Here is a 17,452-nt window from a genome sequence, read left to right as displayed (position 1 = left end):
CGAACGCAAGCACCGCTCAGGTAGCCGTCTGCTCGACTGCTTTGTCGAAGGCCGTGGGGTCGAAGTAAGCGTGCTCGGAGACGATCTTCCGACCTACGATCGTGTCCACGAGCGTGGCGTACCACTCAACCGGCACGCCGCCCTCCGGCGCGCCGGTGCCAACGTAACGTGCCCGACACAGCAACTCCCCGACGACGTTGGCGCTGGAGGCGACCAGCGTCACGATCTCCACCTCGACCTGGCTGCCGGCGAACAGCGCGTTGTAACCCGCCATGTACTCCCGGAAAGCAGCCTTGCCCCGGACCTGCTGATCCGCAAACGGCATGTCCGTATAGACCATGTCATCCGTGTAGCAGTCGATCAGGTCATCGAGGTCGTTTCGCGCCCATGCGGAGATCTGGCGACGGAAGAGGGCCTCGTTTTCACGCGCAAGCTGATTTGCGTACTCGGCGTCCAGCTCGGACTTCACTTCCCGAACAGGTCGCAGCTGCGCTGCGTGCTCCGCCAAAAACGCGTCGATGTTGCGCGGCGGACGGCCGGTCACCCGTTCGACCTCACCTGTGACGGTGGCCGTGTCCCCCGCGACGATGCTCTCGACTATCCGGGTCATGTATGCGACGAAGCCCTCGTCTAGCCCCTCGGCGCGCATGCGGCTCTTGGCCTCGAGAACGCTCTCTTCGACACCCTTGACGGGGTCGCCGGCGGCTGCGGTGATGCGCTCGGCAAGCTGGTCGAGGGTCAGTGCCTCAGGACCAGTCAGGTCAAGTGCCCGGCCCACCTCCCCACCGTTGACGAGTATCTCCGCCGCGACGTCCGCGATGTCGCGAGCGTCGATCCATGCTGTGGCCGAACCACCCGTGGTCATCACGATAATCCGGTCATCGCGGACCATGGAGCCAAAGAACTCCGCATCGACGATGTCGTCCATATACCAGCTCGGGCGAAGGATCGTCCACTGCAGACCGCTGGCCTCCACCACCCGCTCCACGTGCCGCTCGGTGATGTCGTCGGACCGGGTCTGGGTGGCGCTCTCGGAGAGGAACACGAGCCGGGCTGCGCCAACGGCCTTCATGGCGCCCAGGAACCTGCCGACCACCTCGACGACGTCCGAAGACTCGGGCTTCACGAGGTATACGCCGTCAACGGTCTCGAGTGCGGGGCCCCACGTCGACTCATCGTGCCAGTCGAACCGGGTGGGATCGGCTCCCGGGGCGTCGAGTTGCTCAGGGGTGCGCGAGGCTGCCCGGACCGTGGCGCCTCGGGAAACAAGTCCGGCAACTACGTGTCGCCCGGTCTTGCCGCTGGCACCGATGACCAAGACTCGGCACATGGAGAGAGAGTCCTTTCGTCGTGGTGCACTGACCGCACATCCTCGGCGGCGAGTGCCCTGGTGGAATTAGTCCGACCGCGGGGGCTGTCGAATGTCCCGAACGACAATGCCGCAGGTCGCCGTCAGGTGAGTTGTGCGATTCCGAAGACTGCAGCGGCAAATCTTCGGATCCCTGCATACGGGCGCCCGGACGACCAGCCCGCGGCGCTTGACGATCAGGGCCGTGCACGCCGCTCACCGACCGGAGACGGGGCACCTCCCTGATCCCGAGCCGCCGCGAGCTCGTGTCTGTCGCGTGAAGGCGCACCGGCAGGCGGCTCATCCGTACACCGCCACCTGTTGAAGGCCTGCAGAGCAACGGCAGGCCGCTGAAACGGCACAGCCGAGGAACTGAATCCGACGGATGTCCGACCCGGAACCTTATGACTGGCTTCTCGGCTTCTCGGCTTCTCGGCATCGCCCCCGATACGCAGACCACAACTCCGACTGGTGGCAGCAGAACATCGGCCCTTGACGTGGTCACTCCGGCGATTTGTTGTCGGTTGACGACTCCGCCGTACGGGCTCGCACGGATACATCTACATCGACGTCAACGACGCCCCGGGAGGGATGCTGTTTGTGCCCCGGAGCTAGGCAAGGCCACCTCTATCTCGGCGCTGGTCATCCTTGCCGGTGCATTCTCAGGACGAATCACCGCCACGAGAGTCCTCGAAGTCGTCGCACCGACCCGAAGCTGCTTACGCAGTGTCTCCGCGGAGATGGGACGCTGGTAACGTTGCCAATGTTCAGCGTCCGCCCGACGTGCTCGCTCCACGAGTTCCTCGTCGAGGTCGGTGGTTTTGCGGGTTGCTCCCCCCAATTGCTTATCACACCTGACGGACCTGGGGTTTGCTGTCTCCCCGCTAGCCTCCATCGGGGCCAACGACGACGGCGTGGACGACTGCGCTACTTCGAGACTGGTATTTGCGGCGCTCAGCGCTCGAAGGAGGCCGGGACCCGCTTCGGCCCACCCGATCAACAATAGCGGGCCGACCGCGTCGAACGCTGCCTTACCCCACTGACCAGCGCACACCGGATCGGCGACGTTCAACAGCAGAGTCACCACGCTGGCCGCCAGCAGCAGACGCCGGGCTGGGCGCAGCACGTCGTCGCTGGCCCCGGACAAGGCAAGGTGCCGCGTACCGACGAGCAACCCCAGCACCGTCAGGTCCACAGCCGGCGCCACCAGCGGCGCCACGAACACGGGCACCTGCGGCTTCAACGCCAGATTCAAGACGTTCCCGAACCCAAAGAGGAAAGTGAGCCCGATGACCAGCCCCATCGTGACCGTGACAAACCGAGCAACTGCCTGCGAGTTCGCGCTCATGACGGAGTCCCGCCCGAGCGCGCAAGCTCGAAGCTCGCCTCGACCACCAACGTCCCGGTGAAGATTCCCTGGCCAGACCCGTTCCCATCCTTTGGTAGTCCTGCCCAGGGCTCGAACCTGCGACCGAATTCACGGCGACGATGGCAGCCCGCTCGGCAACGCTCGCCTCCAGCAGAAAAGCGGCGTATTAACTCCGAACCGATCGTTGTTCAAGACTGCTCGTCGGCCAGCGGGTTGAGGTCGCGGATCATGGCCCGTGCTTCGTCTCTGCACAGCTCGCTCCATCGGGCGAGGTCACGGGCAGCGTGCCGCCGAACGTGCGACGGAGCCGTTTCGTCGCGGGCCACAGCTCGCGCGACCCCGGCAGCTCTTTCCCGCCAGTCGCGCCGCAATGCGACCAGCGCCTCTGCACACCGGACACGGACTACCCCGCCGAGTCCCTCGTCTCGAGCCATCGCGCTGAGAGCTGCCTCTGCCGTCACAGGATCAATGGTGGCGGTGGCGAGGAGAATCTTTCTGCGGCACAAGGGTGCCTCCGCCCTCATGCCGTGCAAGGCACTCAAGACCTCGCGATGACCGCTGGGAAGGAGATCGGCGAGCGCTTGCGCTGCTTCGGCTCGCACGGCGGTCGCCACAGTTGTGTCGTGCATGAGCCCGCGGAGCACAGTCACTGCTCGTTCGCGGCCCGGCACTCCGAGCGTGGCGAGCGTGCCTGCGACGAACCGGCGCAACGCGGGCCTCACCGCCACGTCCGCGGCGATCCCGTGGAGAAGCTGCAAGCCTGAGGCTCGGTCCTCGACGGTCCTGTCAAGGAGTTTCTCGGCTGCTCGCCACCGGACGACAGGTGTCTGCCGCAGGTCGTCGCGCAATGCCCGGAGCCTGTCGAGACCGTCGATGTGCCCCAGCGCGAAGACCGCATCGACGCGGTCCCGGTCCGACGACCGCTCGTCCTGCGCGACCTGCCGCATCAAGTGGACCACAGAATCGGGCAAGTCCGTGGTGATGTCCATGGCGAGGCGGGCTGCGCGCAGCCGGTCCCGCAATGGCAGCGTTTCGTTACGGAGCTGGTTCTCCGCCCAGTCCTGCACCTCCCGCCGGACTGACGGGCCGAATGCGGCCAGTTCTTTCCGGGCCTGGTATGCGGCGTGTTCCTGCTGGGCAAAGCGGTTGAGCAGGCGGATCCCTTCAGGCAGATGCCGCCGCGACAGGCGCGCGAGCGCCGCTGCGGCGCTGACTCGTTCGGACGGCAGGGACTCGACTGCGGCAAGCACGTCGCGCACTTCCGTCTCTGCTTCTGCCGCCAGCGGCAAATCTCCCCACACGTCGCGTTGGGGCAGGCGATCCTCGATCGCGGCGGAGCGGTCGGCCAGCAAGGCCCGCTCGATCTCGGTGCGCACCTTTCTCGGGAGCCTCTCGGCGAGGCGAAGTCGATCATAGGGTTCGGTCCAGGGGTCTTGCACGACAGCGATCAACAGGGGGTTGAGCTCGTAACGCCAGGAGAGGAGGTTGTCCAGCCATGCGGCGCTTGCGCGCCGCGCGTTCGACGGCATTCGGGGGTCCTCGGCGTTCCGGCGGAGGAAGTCGATCGCCAGTCGTTTGCCGCCCCGGTTCAACTGCGCGAGGAGGTACGCGGCAGCGGCTCGGTGGGCAATGTTCTCCTGCTCGTCCTCGATCACCTGTTGGTGGTAGCGGGCCGCTGGTTCGCGGAGGGCGTGGTCGAGTTCGACGAGGACCTGCCAGATGTCGGAGCGCGTGTCGAAGGCGAGGTGGTCGTCGTCGACCCAGCGTTGCAGTTCCGCTCGCACCTTGTCGGCGGAATCAGGAGCCAGAGCCGCGAGCAGTGCCGCTGCGGCGCTGCGAGCGGTGATGTCGACGTCGCGATCCCCGGCGACGGCTTGAAGCTGGGGCACCACCTCGGCACCGAGTTCGGCGAGATCGAGAACAGCGGCGCGCCACCCGGGCCGCCACGATTCGGAACGCATTTGAAAGACGGTTTCTCTGGCTTCCGCCAGGAAGCCGGGGTTCATTCTCGCCAGCGCGAGAGCTGCGTCGGTTCGCACCCGGAAATCCGCTGATTCGTCCCGGGCGATGCACTGCAGGACGGTCGCCGTCTCGTGCCTAGTTCGATCACCGAGCATAGCGAGAGCTTCGGTGGCGTCCCATTTTTCCTCGGACGACGAATGCGGATTGAGTATCAGGTCGCGTAGCGCTTCGCCGACCTCGGCGCGTATTCCAGTCCCCGTCGCGGTGAAGCTCTGCACAGCAGCGGTGAGGTTCACGTCAACGTTCGTCGGCGAGCGCAACAATTCGCAGAGGGCACCGGCAGCGCCGCGATGAAACGTGCGTCCGAGTGCGACCAGTTCGCGGGTGGCGGAGATCCGGGCGCGCAGGCTGCGTTCTTCGCTGGTCTGGACGGCGTTCAGCGCTCGCGCTACCTGCTCGACGTGCTTGCGATCCGTCGATGCCACCGCAGAGGCAACGTGGAGCGAAAGGGCTCCGGCAGGTCCTTCGGACGACGCCAAGTCGAGCAGAGCTTCGCACGCCTGGTCGTGGACCGATGCATCGAGCATGAGGAGTTCCCGCCAGGCCCTCGAGACGATTTCGGAGTCGAGGCCGCTCGCGGCCAGGGCGCGCAGATGCGAACACGCTTCGGCGTGGAACTCGGGGCCGATGTCGGCTAGGAGTTGCGCTGCGCGGAAGCGTGCCCACGGATCCGCGGCGCAATCGGATGCGATGGCGCGCAGCCGGTCCAACGCTTGTTGTCGGTGTGGATCGCTGGTCAGCCGGGCGAGTTCGCCGAGCGTTTGCGCGCGGTCATCGCCGTTGGCAGCGGGGTCGTCGAGAAGTTTCCACATCGTGTCGGCCGCTTCGCTCTGCAGTTCCGGGCTGATTTCCGCCAGGTAGCGTGCGGCGAACAGGATGTTGTTGGTGTTCGCCTCGGGGTCCGTGATCACCGAACGCAGCTCGGCAACGGAGCGGAGCTTGAACTCTGCGCCCAGTTGGGCCAGTTGGTACGCGCAAGTTTGTCGTTCGAACGGCATGATTCCTCGTTCTCCGAGGATCTCGGTCAGCAGTTTGCCCGCGGCGATCCGGTGTTGCGGGCCGAGTTCGCTGAGTATGTTCGCAGCTGTTGCCCGGTCGAAGCGGTGGCGGCGGCGATCGGTGATCAGCGCGGTGATCTCGGTGGCGGCGTCGGCGAGGCACTGGGGTCCCAGGGACGCCAGCCCGAGCGCAGCGTCGCGCCGGCCGGCCATGCTGTCCCGGTCCACCGGGTCGCGCAATACAGCGCGGAACACTTCAGCGCAGGGTTCGTGGAACTCGGTGCCGATTTCGACCAGGCCGGTGGCCGCTGCGACGATGTCGTCGGTCGGCGTGTCGGGGTCTGCCAGCAGCCGCGACAAGGTCTTCACTGCGTCCGCTCGAGCGCGGGCGCCGAAGGCGGACAGGACGATCGCGGCTGTGCGGCAGTTCTTTCCCGACGCGAGCGGGTCGCGCAGAACCGAGCGGAGGCCTCGTTCTGCGGTGTCGCGTTCGGCGGTGCCGCTGTGGGCCAAGGCTTCGGCGGCGGCGAGGCGATGGTCGATCGGCACGCCGTCGTCGTCTGCGACGGTGCGCAGCAACGCCGTCGCCTCGGAGCTGTGGGTGCTGCGCACCCTGATCGCCAGCGCCGAGGCCGCCTCGACCCGGGACGGCCATGGAGCGTCGTTCGTTCTCATCAAGTCCAGCAGCCACTCGACAAGTCCCGGATGGTGTACGGCGCGGCAGGTTTGCCGCAGAATCTCCCCGGCGGCGTACTGGGTCGTCATGGCCCAGCCACGGGCCGTCGCCATGAACGCGTCGGTCGTGTCAGCGCCCGCCGGGATATGGCGTGCGAGGAGCCGCGCGGCGAGCAGATGCTGGTCAGAGCTTCCGGCGTGCAGGCGGCTCATCAGCGGGTCCGCCTGATCGGGACGCAAGCGCGCGTAGTGGAGCAGCACGGCGCGGGCGTGGCGCCCGGCGTCCTTCGGCAGAGCGCTGTGCAGGAGGTTCGCGAACCCGTCGTCGTCCGGATCGAACTGCTCCGGCAGGGTGCGCGCGGTCGCCGTGGCGGCGAGATGCTCGGCGAAGCTGTGGTGCAGGAACGCCAGATCGCCGCCGCGGACGACCAAGGGACCCGTTGACGCCAGGAACACGCGCAGCTGTGCTTCCCAGCCGTCCGCGAGCTCCGGTGCCGGGACGTTCCGCAGCGCCCAGTCGCGTGCCGCCTCGACGAGCGAGGTGTCGCGCTCCAGCCGCACCAGGCCCAGGTGTTCGAGCAGCGCCGCGCGTCGACGACCGAACGGTCTCAGTGCGCAGGTTCGCGCGGCCCCCAGGAAAGCGAGGTACGCGTCGTAGAGTTCGTACTGGTTGTCCGGCAGGGGTTGTCCGTCGGACTGCTCGTAGGTGATCGCCGCGATCGTCGCGAGCAACGGCACCGAGACAAGTTCGTCCAAATGCGCGTCGCGGACGTCCCGCAGGAAATGCTGGGCGCGTTCAGGACCGACCTCGGCGAACCAGTTCTCCGCGAAGCGTCGCAAGGCTTCGTCGTCGAAAGGCTGGAGCTCGTAACGCGCCGCCCCGATGCGCTGCAGCGGAGCCAGCGCGGCACCCTCGATCGGCCGAGTCGTCACCACCACGCGGTAGGCCGAATCCGGCGAACTCGACGCCCACGCAGCCAGAACCGACACCAGCCGATCCCGTTCACCACTGCCGGCCACCTCGTCGAGACCGTCCACCAGCAGCAGCCAGGGACAGCCGAGGACCCGGTCGTTCAGCGCCGAGCCGGTCAACGGGACACTCAGCAGCGCGCCGTACTCGACGCGCGCGCTCGCCGCGAGCGCCTCCGCGAACGGCAGATCCAACCGCGCGGCCAGCTCCCGGGCGGTGAGCCGCAGCGGCACCACGGCGTCCGGCAGCGGAGCAGCGACGTCGCCCGACACAGTCCACTGTTCTGCGATATCCGCTGCCAAACGCAGAGATAACGTCGATTTTCCTTGCCCCGGACCGCCGGTGATCACGAGATGCCGGTCGGAGTCCAGCACTTCGCGGACCGCGCGCGCCGGCGGCCGCACCACCACACGGGCATTCCATGCACGAGACACGTCCACGATCCGCCCGCGGTCGTCGAGCATCGGGGCCGGGCTCGGCTGCTCCGGCTGTGTCGTCTCCGCGCCGGCACCGAGTTCCTGGCGCACATAGACCGTGGCCAGCGACGGCCGACGAGCACCGGGTAACCGGTACGGAAGCTCCGTAGCCGCCTGCACCTGGGCGCGCAGCAACGACCGGACCTCCGGCGGAAGATCGCCCAGGCGAGGGTTCCCGCACGAAGGCGCGGGATTCCCCTCCGCCGACGAGGAATTCCGATCGAATTCGTCAAGGTGCAGGTGGACATGCACTCCGCCCTGGATGGAGCCGGCCTGCACAGTGGGGCCGGAGACGGTCCCTTCGACACGGTTGGTGTTCTCCCAACGCTCGTCCCGGCCCACCAGTTCTCCCTCCGCCGCCACGACCGAATGTTCCCACGCGCGGAGCGGCACGGAAGACTTCTGGCGTCTCGAAATTCGCCGACATCGCCATCAACCCGCGCACGCGACGCGGGGTTCTGTCGACGCTGTCCCCGCGGCAGCCGACCAATCCGGTCCGCCGAAATCGGGGTCTTCGCTGGAATTGTCGGTTGGTTCTGGTACCCAGTCCACATGTACGTCTACGGGGGAACGGTCCGCGCGGCCGCCGAGGAGATGTCGGCGTCCGCGACAGCATTCGTCGGCGCGTGTGCACGCCGGTTCGAACAAATCCACGAGGAGCCAGCGGGGGACGCGGAGCGCCGGAGCTGGCACGCGAGCTGGCCGCCGATGCTCGACGCGCTGGTGGACGCGGGCCTGGGAGAATTGTGGCTGTGCCTGGAGTACACGCTGACCGGCAGCAGCGAGCGGGTCGACGCACTGCTCTTGGACACAGCGGACGACGGCCAGCTCGCCGTTGTCGTCGTGGAACTCAAGCAATGGGACCGCTGCAAGAACATGGGCGGCTCGCAGGTGCGCATCCGGGGCGAGGTGCGGCCCCATCCGGCCGCGCAGGCCGCCGGATACATCGCCTATCTCCAGCAGTGGGTACGCCGGACTGAACTGAAGTTCGACGTCCGCGGCACCGCGATCCTGCACAACGCCCCGCCCGGCGAGATCGAGCGGCTGCGCGCATCCTCGCCCGTGCCCGAAGTGTCCTTGCTCGGCCGCGACGACCTGGCCGCGACGTCCGCGTTGGCGGCGCGGTTGGGCCTCGCCGCGCCGGCTCCGGACGCGGTCGAGGAGTTCCTGACCGCCCCGCACGCCGCGCCGGTGTCCCTGTTCGAGGACCTCGAGAATACCATCGACGGCGGCTCGTCGTTCACGCTCACCGGCGAACAGCAACACGCGCTGCTGGAAGTCCGCAGTCCTGAACTGCCTGTCCTGGTTGAGGATTCCGGCCTTCAGGAATGCCTTCACCAGAGCCAGCATGCGTCTGTCTCCGACTCGACGTCGCACCTGGTCCATCAGGGTCGTGTGGTCGATCGTGTCGAAGCACGCCTCGATGTCGCCCTCGACCACCCGCTCGTAGGAGTGCTTGGCCAAGAACCATGTCTCGGCGATCGCGTCCTGTGCCTGGTGTCCGGGGCGGAACCCGTAGGAGCATGGGTGAAAGTTCACCTCGAAAATCGGCTCCAACACCAGCTTCAGGGCCGCTTGGACCACCCGGTCGGCCGTGGTAGGGATTCCCAGACGACGCATCTTTCCGTTCGCCTTGGGAATCACTCCGCCTCCAGCGCGACGCCATCGACACGCTCGGCACTGCACTCAACGGCTCGTCGATCACCGAGACGGCCGGCTCCGACGGCGACGAACCGCCACCTTGTGCCGCCTTCGTACGCTGACGTTGCCGTCAACTACTGCCGTCAAGACCCGCTGAAGGCCCACCAGGAACTGCTTTATGGGCCTTCAGTTTTGCACTTCTGACGCCCAGAAATCGAGCGCTGCTACCTGAGTGTCACGCCTACGCCGAATTCTCTCAGAACGTCTATAGCGGACGCCGCCAGCGAGGCACCCATCCTTTCTTGCGCACCGGAAAAGTGTTCCCATACCAACTTAAACGAAGCACTAGCGTTTCGGGACGACGCAAGGCAGTCAGCAAGGCCGTCAAGAGTGGATCCAAAATATCCGCCGGGACCATTAACCGCTTCGCCAAGCGCACAATAGAAGCTGCCTTCACCAAAGATCTGACTTCCATCGATTACGCAGATTTCGCCAATGCCGTACCTCTTAGCCGCATGTCCAGTTTCGAACCAAGAATTCTGAACCACATGAAGCCAGCTATCATGCGATTTGATGGGATACCCCACCCACTCCCCCTTCATAAGGGGATTCCCTGAAGACCATCGACGCCAGATCGCTCCCGCTGCGACATACGGGCAGGTATAGCCATAGAAGGTCGCAACAAAGCCACCCCGCCCGGGGCTTTCCTTACCCTCGAACGTAGAGAGCAGCCGTACCCGCCCGATGTAATACGACCCGATCGCGTTGCCGAGTGAGTTGACCACGCGCAACTCTACGCCTGACAGGTCTTTGCCGAGGCGGACCGGTTCTCGCGCAGACCCGAAGATCAAGACGTCCTCTGACTGTGCGTGATCCGTCTCCACAAAGAACCCGTTGATTTCATGCGCCGCGATAATGACCGTTCCGGACTCTTCTTCGACTAGGCGATAGAGCGGAATATCCGGGCCGCGTTCACTCATCTCGCACCTTCCCACTGTCAACCAGGTGAATTCTAGCGGAGAGTCCGGAGAAGTCTGACGGAGACCTCTCCGGACTCTCCACTGCATGCACTTCTACCTACTACCACCCAGCGTCAGGGAAGTGTGGCGCGCTGAAGGTCTTGATCGTCGCGTAGTGGTCAGTCGTCCACCCCATCACTGTCCGACCATCGGGCAGGGTCTTCGCTAGAATCCGAGATCTGTCACCCTTAGATCCGGGAACTCGATACTCCAAGGCACCCGCCCACCGCCTCTCGTGAGGCGCCCTACCTTCGAATACCTTCTGCGCTCCAGTGGCAGGATCCGTCTGCGGAACGCCTCTCCCGGCTCTGATTTCGTCATAGGCATCGAGGAACAGCCTCGACATCCCCTGTGGAAGCGGATCCGACAGCTTCCCGGTAGAACAGCCATCGCTGTTGTGAACGAGGACCGGAGTCTCGCCCGCCAGCACATAGTACGCGTGCAAACTTTCGACAGTAAGGTCGTAGGTCAACCCGACGCCTCGATACCGCGAAACGCGCTCGATCGTGACGGGACCGCCAGGAGCCGACACCTGATCACCCGGCCGCAACTGCCCGGCTTCGACCCAGTGTTTCGTCCGGAGTTCCCAGATTTGATGGTGCTCAGTCGTCCGCAGCGAACGACCCTCGGCATCGGCGAGGTCCAGTTCGACCCGGTCGCGGTCGTCACTGGTCACGTGGACCGCTGTCACCGGGTGCTGTTGCACACGACCCGTCGTCGGGTCGCTGTCGGCAACGATGTCGCCGACCTTGATCTCGGAGATCGGTTTGGTCGAACCGTCCGCCAGCAATACCAGGGTGTCGCCGGTGAAACTGTGCGCGATCGGACAGGAAAATTCAGGGGTGATCGCCCCTTCAGCGGCCTTGCTCTCGTCCTTGACGACGTCGTCCACGATGCGGACGGCTTGTGCCGCTTCGGAGAAGCGGGCGGACTCGGCGATCGCCTCGATCGCCTTGGCTCCCTTGCCGATCGGTATGAGCGAGGCGAGGGTCGCCAGGCACGGGCCCGCCGCACCCTCGGTGAAGCATTCGATGGCGTCGGGGATTCCGGTCATCTGCCAGCCCGCCTGCAGGATCTCCTTGATCGTCATTCCCTCGTGGTGGAATTCGTGGTAGATGTGCAGGGCTCGGTCCCGAATTGGCGGTTTTCTGTTTCGTTCGGTGACGTCGCTGTACTTGGTCAGGCAGTCGCGGCTCCAGTTGCACATCCGGACGGAGGACCTGCGGTACTTGTTGTAGAAGGCGTCGTCGGACGCGCTGCCAGTGCTGGCGGTGTAACCCCAGTTCTCGCAAGCAAGCCGGTCGTCCGCACCCGCGCACTCGGAAAGCATCGGCTCGAGGCCGGTCGGGTCGGTGTTGGCGAGCGGGTTGTCGAAGCCGTAGGTGTAGGCGTTGAAGTGCAGCGGGTTCGTCGGGTCCAGGACCGGGTCCGGCGTCACGAACGTCCCGGTGGCAGGGTCGTAGTCGCGTGCGCCGAGGTGAGTGAGGCCGGTGGTGTTCTGGTAGCCGCCGAGGAAGCCGTGGTTGTCGGCCCAGGGTCCATCCGGTGTGCCGCGGGGAACGCCGTAGGGATCTTGGTATCGCTTGTGCACGGTCAGGTTCGCCGCGTCCACCGTGGCGTACGACGTGCCCTGGTTGTCCGTGATCAGCCATGACACCCCGGCGACGGCATTGCGTTCGGCGACGGGCTGACCGTTGTAGCTGTAATAGCGCGTCCCGACCGGGGTAGCGCTGCCCGCGGCGACGTGAAGTTCGGTGTCGCCGACGGTCAATGTCACGCCGGTCGGGTCGCGGGTGATGAGGCGGTTGCCGTCGGCGTCGTAGACGTAGGTGCTGGTTTTGCCGTCGGCCTCGGCGATCGAGGCGATGCGTCCTTCCGCGTCGTAGGTGAAGGTCTGGCCGGCTCCCGCCGGTCCGCGGGTTTTGGTGCGGCCGGTGTTGTCGTAGCCGGCGGCGCTGGCACTGGTGGCGTTGCCGCTGACACGGGTGACCGTCTGGGGAGCGTGCGGTGACGCTGCGCCTGGGTTCGGGTAGGTCGTTGTGGTGGTCGCGTCGCCGCCGGTCGAGTGCTGGACCTGCTGGACGCGGTTGTCGGCGACGTCGAATGCCCACGACGTCCAGTACGGCGCCGCACCGCCCAGTGCGTTGGCAGCCGGGTCGGGGGCGCAGTCCGCGGAAGCCGGGGTCCAGGCGGTGGTGAGTCGCTGGCGGCTGTCGTAGCGGAAGCACTGGACGTCGGCGGCGCCGTCTTGCGGGGTGTCGGCCAGCTTGGCGAGATTTCCGGCCGGCAGGTAGTTGTAGGTGCGGTTGCTGATGTCGTGCGCGGTCGTGGTGGCGCGCTGCACGAGAGTTCCGGTGAGTCGGCTGGTGCCGTCGTCGTAGTCGTTGTGGATCGAGACCTGGTTGGGGCTGGCGGGGTCCTGGAAGTCCAGGCGCATGACCTGGCCTTGGGTGTTGTACTGGGTGTTGGACACCAGGTACAGCGATGTGCCCGAAGTCGATGAGGAGCGCAGGCCGGTGGGCTGGCCGAGCGGCCCGTAGTCGTGGAAGATCGTTTCCTGTGGCAGGCCGCCTTTGCCCGGGCTGGTGGTGTTCGTGACAGCGCCGCTGAGCGGGTCGTAGGCGGTGGCGAAGCTGTACGTGCCGCCGAGGCCGGTTTCGAAGTTGGGAATGGTGTAGCGGACCCCGGTGGCCCGGCCGGCTGTGTCGTAGCCGGTCACGGCCGTCGAGTAGGCGCGGCCGTCGGCGTAGCGGGTGGAACCGGTCGGCTTGCCGGGAAGGACGGTGTCGTAGGTCCAGGCGGCCAGCTTCGTGCCGCTGGGCGAATCCTGGTATTCGGCGGTCTTGCGTCCGAGGTTGTCGTAGGCGAAGGCGAGCGTGCGGTGCTCGGCGTCAGTGGTTGTCGCTAACTGGTCGGCGTCGTCGTAGGTGTAGGTCGTGGTCCCGGTGTCGGGGTCGGTGGTGCTCGCCTGATGGCCGTGCAGGTCGTAGGTGGTCGTCCAGGTGTTCTTGCCGGTGGCGTCGGTGATGGTCGCCAGCTGGCCGTTCGGCGCGTAGGTGTAGGTGGTGACGTCCGCGGCGTCGTTCGCGCCGGTGTGGTCGCGATCGTGGTACTGCAGGGTGCGGACGTTCTGGCCGAGGCCGTTGATCACTGTGCCGACGGCGCTGCCTCCGGCAGGCGGGATGGTGACAGTCCGCTGGCCGTCGTAGACCGTGGTGGTGCGCCATTGTTCGGTGCCGTCGTGGACGTAGGCGGCCGCGATGCTGCGGCCAGCGCTGTCGTAGGTGGTGAAGGTGCTGTTCGGGACAGCGTTGTCCTGTACGACGTGCAGCGTCTTGTCCGGGCCGGAGTCGCCGTTCCAATAGTTGTTGTGGTCGATGTATACCCGGCCCTGGGAGTCATAGAGTTTGTCGGTCAGGAGCCTTCCGCCTTGCGCATACGGCGTCGGACCTTGCGTCTGCACGGTGCGACCCAACCCGTCGACGAGCGAGTAGCTCGTGGAGTAGTGCGCGTTGGAGAGCAGCGCCGCTGTAGCGACGTAACTGATTTTCCCGGCGTCCGCGGTGACGAAGTACTGGTAAGTCGTGGTCGCCGGAGCGTTGCGGGTTTTGTCGTGCCCGGGTGCCCAGACCGCGGTGATGCGGCCGAGCGGGTCGTAGGCGGCGTCGGTGCGCAGACCGCTGTTGTCGGTCTCGGACAGAACCGACCCGGATACCGGGTCGATCACCTTTGTCGAGGTGAACGTTCTGGAGTCGGTCGCGCTGACCGGCGGTGTGGTGGTGGCGATCTGTGTGACGGGCCCGCCGGTACGGGGTGTGTAGGACGTGGTGGTCGCGCGGCCGCGATGGTCGGTCACCTTCAGGCTGCGGCCGTACTCGTCGAACGTCGTGGTGCTGTCCGGGCTGCGGAAGGTCTCCGCTCCCCCAGCCGGCCATGTGTCCAGTTCGTCGGATTGGGTGACGTCCCCGATGGTCGGAGGCGTGCCGTAGGGCTGGGAGTCGTAGGAGTTCTTGGTGTCCGAGACGATGGTCGATGCACTAGGCCCGGTGGCGCACGTAGCAGCGAATTTGGTTTCGCGTTGCACGGAGTTGAGCAGCCAGGCACCGGTGTTGGCAAGATAAGTCGCCTTGGTGCAGGTGCTCTGGGCCGGATCCGGCGTCGTTCCGTTGAACGCACCGACTGTTTCGGTCGCGGTGGCCAGGCCGTAGTCGCCGTAGGTCGTGGTCGTGCGACTTGCCTGCCATTGCTGCGCGGAGTCGCTCCAGACCCGGGACCGGTCGACCGCGGTGCCGGTGTAGAAGGACTGGAACCCGTCGGTGTCGGTCGCGGTGGCGGCCGGGCTGCGCCATGGGTCGCTCAGGTGGTCCACGATCACGCGACCGTCGAGGTAGGTGAGGCTTTCCCGGGTGAATCCGGCGTATTGGTCCAGATCGGTGACGTTCTCGCCCCAGTAGCTGGGCACCGAGACGCTTCGCCGTCCCCCTCCGGGCAGGGTGTCGCCGTCCATTCCGCGCAAGTACCGGGTGTCGCTGATCGTCTGCGGACCGGACGGGTCGCCGGCCGCGGCGCCTTTGGTCGTCTTCACCTCGCCGTATCCGCGGAATTGCGACCAGGTCCGGTACTTCGGGTTGATGAGCGGGGTGTCCTCATGGTGCCAGGCAGCGCCGCCGAGGTAGTCGTAGTGCGTGACGATCTGCTGGGACAGCGCGGTCCGGCCGTCTTCTTTGACTTCGGTGACCGGGTATTTGTTGAACCAGTCGAGGATCGGGTCTTCCAGCCCTCCGGGGGTCCAGTAGACGGGGTAGCAGGCGAGCGTGTTGCTTTCCGGGGACGCGGGCATTTTCGTGCCCGTGACGCATTCGGGTTCGGCGTATTTCACGCTGGTGACGCCGCCGGTCGAACTGGTGATCGCGTCGATCCGCTGACGCGTGAGTGCTGTGTAGCCATGGGTGGCGTCAACGCGGTTGGCTTTGGGAACGCCGTGGAACAGCGTCGGCGGCAACGAGATCGCGGGCTGTGCGCTGGAGGTGTTGGCCAGGCCGGTCTGGGTGATCGAGTCGAGCCACAGTGCCGGACTGCCGCCGTCGCCGGTGGTCGGGTAGGACTGCCCGAGAGTCCAGGACACTGCCGGTTTCCAGCCGCCGTTTCCGTCGGTGACTTGCCCGGTCACGGCGGTGTAGCGCTTGCGGCTGAAGAACGTGGGCGAGGCGCTGAGGCACGTGGTTCCCACCGTGCAGATCCGGTCGAACGGCACATCCGGCCAGTGGGTGGCGTTGGTTTTGGTCAGCTGTGCCGGGTCGCAGGCGAAGGTCGGGGTCGGCAGGCATCGTTCGGCGGTGTCGAAGAGAACTCGGGCGGGCGGTGTCGAGTAGACGCCCGCGACGCGGGTGTTGAAGCCGTATTCGATCCGGGAAAGATAGCCGCCGCGCACGTAAGCGGTCGGGGCCGCGGTGTTGTTGTTGACGGCGTAGGCGTTGTTTTCGCTGTCGTAGTAGTAGACGGTGGCGTTGCCGTGGGTGTCGACGGAGTAGTCGAGGTTCCAGCGCCACGCTTGGTTGCCGCACAGCGAATCAGCGAATGCCGAGTGGTAGCACGGTTCGCCCGGGTTGTTGCCGTAGACGGGTTCGGTCCACGCCGAGTGAGTCTCGGCGTTGCCGTTCTGCCAGCCGGGCAAGTGGTTGAGCCCGAAGTAGTACTGGGTGCCGTCGATCGTGGTCAGTTTCCACGCTTCGCCGCCCTGCGTGCCGTTGGCCGCACCTGTGATCTTCTCGATCTTCGAGCCTTTGTCGATTTTCGCGTGCCAGCTGTTCGCAGAATCCTTGTCCTTGACCAGCATGTCGCTGCTGCCGCCGAAAGACAGGGTGGCGTTGTCGGAGAACCAGCACAGGTCGCCGTTCTGCTTGTTCTGGCCGTTGTTGCCGCCCAGGTCGTCGGCGCAGGACTTGTAGGACCGTTCGATGTAGCCGCCGCCCGAGAGCGTCCAGCCGTCGCCGACCGGTGAAGCCTGGTTGTTGGTGGCCGAGGTCAAGCCGTCGACGGCATCGGACGAGTAGTCCAGGCTCAGTCCGGGTCCTTTTCCGTGAGGTCCGGCGGGGAGGTTGAGCGGGTAGGAGTAGGTGAATGCACCGGTCGAACCGCCGGAACTCCATGAACCCGCCGGTTTGAGGTCAGTGGCCTTGAAATCCCCGCCGTCGCCCTTGTCGTCGGCTTCCGCGGCCACCACCGTTGCCGTGTTCTGCTGTGCGAAAGCGACCTGTCCGGAGACCCGGTCGGTCTTGGTGTCGTTGGCCGATGGCAGCGGCGTTTTCGTCTGGCACTGCGGCTGATCTGGCGTGGTGAGAATGCATGTGGGGTACTGCACGAGCCGCAGCCGCGAGCCGTAATCGGCTCCGTAGGCCCCGGAGAAGGACCGATAGTCGAGCGAAAGGTCGAGCGGACCGGCCGTGTCGCCTTCGACCGGCGACAACTTCAACAGCGCACCGCTAATGCCTGCGCGCTCCGTCGCGGCACGGTCGAGCATCTCAAGCCGGAGTTTGCCCGGACCGTGACCACCGCGGGCCGCACGGCTCACCGTTGCCGGGGGTGTGCCCCCCGAAACCGCCTTCGCGGCACCGGTTTCCGGCAGATTGAGATCCGCGGTGGACGCATTGGGCCAGGACACTGCCGGCAGCGGCGCGGACGGGGGCGGGGCCGGGTGATCCGCGAGACCGCCGTCCTTGCCGGGAACTGATTTCGCTTGCTGTGTCGCGGGAAGGTCCCATCCGAGGCCGTGCCACCCGCTGGCGGCATTCGCGGCCCCGGTGGACACCGCCTGCTGCGCCGCGGCCGTCAGCACCACCACGACCGCGCCGGCCGTGACCTTGGTCCACCGTCTCGTCCGAATGCGTCCACGCATGGTCAACCTGCCCTCAAGCCTCGAAAGTCGCGTCACGGA

The 17,452-nt window shown here is 66.1% G+C and carries 6 protein-coding genes; all 6 read right to left on the bottom strand.

The window, feature by feature from the left end:
* Window positions 1-16: 16 nt before the first annotated feature.
* The 6 genes from EIZ45_RS25910 to EIZ45_RS25885 all read right to left on the bottom strand — a co-directional run bounded on the left by EIZ45_RS25910 (window position 17) and on the right by EIZ45_RS25885 (window position 17,413).
* Complete coding sequence (locus EIZ45_RS25910; RefSeq protein ID WP_051171851.1) at window positions 17-1,330, bottom strand: NAD(P)H-binding protein; 1,314 nt, start codon at window positions 1,328-1,330, stop codon at window positions 17-19.
* A 589-nt stretch (window positions 1,331-1,919) separates the two neighbouring features.
* Entirely contained in the window at window positions 1,920-2,696 is a 777-nt protein-coding gene (locus tag EIZ45_RS25905) for a hypothetical protein (RefSeq protein ID WP_043829525.1), read from the bottom strand.
* Between the two features lie 209 nt (window positions 2,697-2,905).
* On the bottom strand, window positions 2,906-7,993 hold the full coding sequence (locus EIZ45_RS25900) for an NACHT domain-containing protein (RefSeq protein WP_134736078.1): 5,088 nt from the start codon (window positions 7,991-7,993) through the stop codon (window positions 2,906-2,908).
* Window positions 7,994-8,290: 297 nt separating this feature from the next.
* Entirely contained in the window at window positions 8,291-9,478 is a 1,188-nt protein-coding gene (locus tag EIZ45_RS46930; RefSeq protein ID WP_081684743.1) for a reverse transcriptase domain-containing protein, read from the bottom strand.
* Between the two features lie 245 nt (window positions 9,479-9,723).
* Window positions 9,724-10,479 (bottom strand): barstar family protein, encoded by a 756-nt coding sequence (locus EIZ45_RS25890; RefSeq protein ID WP_134662607.1) that lies wholly within the window; start codon window positions 10,477-10,479, stop codon window positions 9,724-9,726.
* A 100-nt stretch (window positions 10,480-10,579) separates the two neighbouring features.
* Window positions 10,580-17,413, bottom strand: coding sequence for an RHS repeat-associated core domain-containing protein (locus EIZ45_RS25885; RefSeq protein WP_051171853.1), 6,834 nt, complete (start codon window positions 17,411-17,413; stop codon window positions 10,580-10,582).
* Between the last annotated feature and the right edge of the window lie 39 nt (window positions 17,414-17,452).

Source organism: Amycolatopsis sp. CFH S0740, assembly GCF_004522315.1.
GTDB classification, from domain to species: domain Bacteria; phylum Actinomycetota; class Actinomycetes; order Mycobacteriales; family Pseudonocardiaceae; genus Amycolatopsis; species Amycolatopsis nivea.
This window is presented reverse-complemented; position numbering and strand designations above follow the sequence as displayed.

Excerpts from the sequence above, each read along its gene's own strand:
- EIZ45_RS25910 (WP_051171851.1), bottom strand. The coding sequence starts at position 1,330 with ATGTGCCGAGTCTTGGTCATCGGTGCCAGCGGCAAGACCGGGCGACAC.
- EIZ45_RS25905 (WP_043829525.1), bottom strand. The coding sequence starts at position 2,696 with ATGAGCGCGAACTCGCAGGCAGTTGCTCGGTTTGTCACGGTCACGATG.
- EIZ45_RS46930 (WP_081684743.1), bottom strand. The coding sequence starts at position 9,478 with ATGCGTCGTCTGGGAATCCCTACCACGGCCGACCGGGTGGTCCAAGCG.
- EIZ45_RS25890 (WP_134662607.1), bottom strand. The coding sequence starts at position 10,479 with ATGAGTGAACGCGGCCCGGATATTCCGCTCTATCGCCTAGTCGAAGAA.
- EIZ45_RS25885 (WP_051171853.1), bottom strand. The coding sequence starts at position 17,413 with ATGCGTGGACGCATTCGGACGAGACGGTGGACCAAGGTCACGGCCGGC.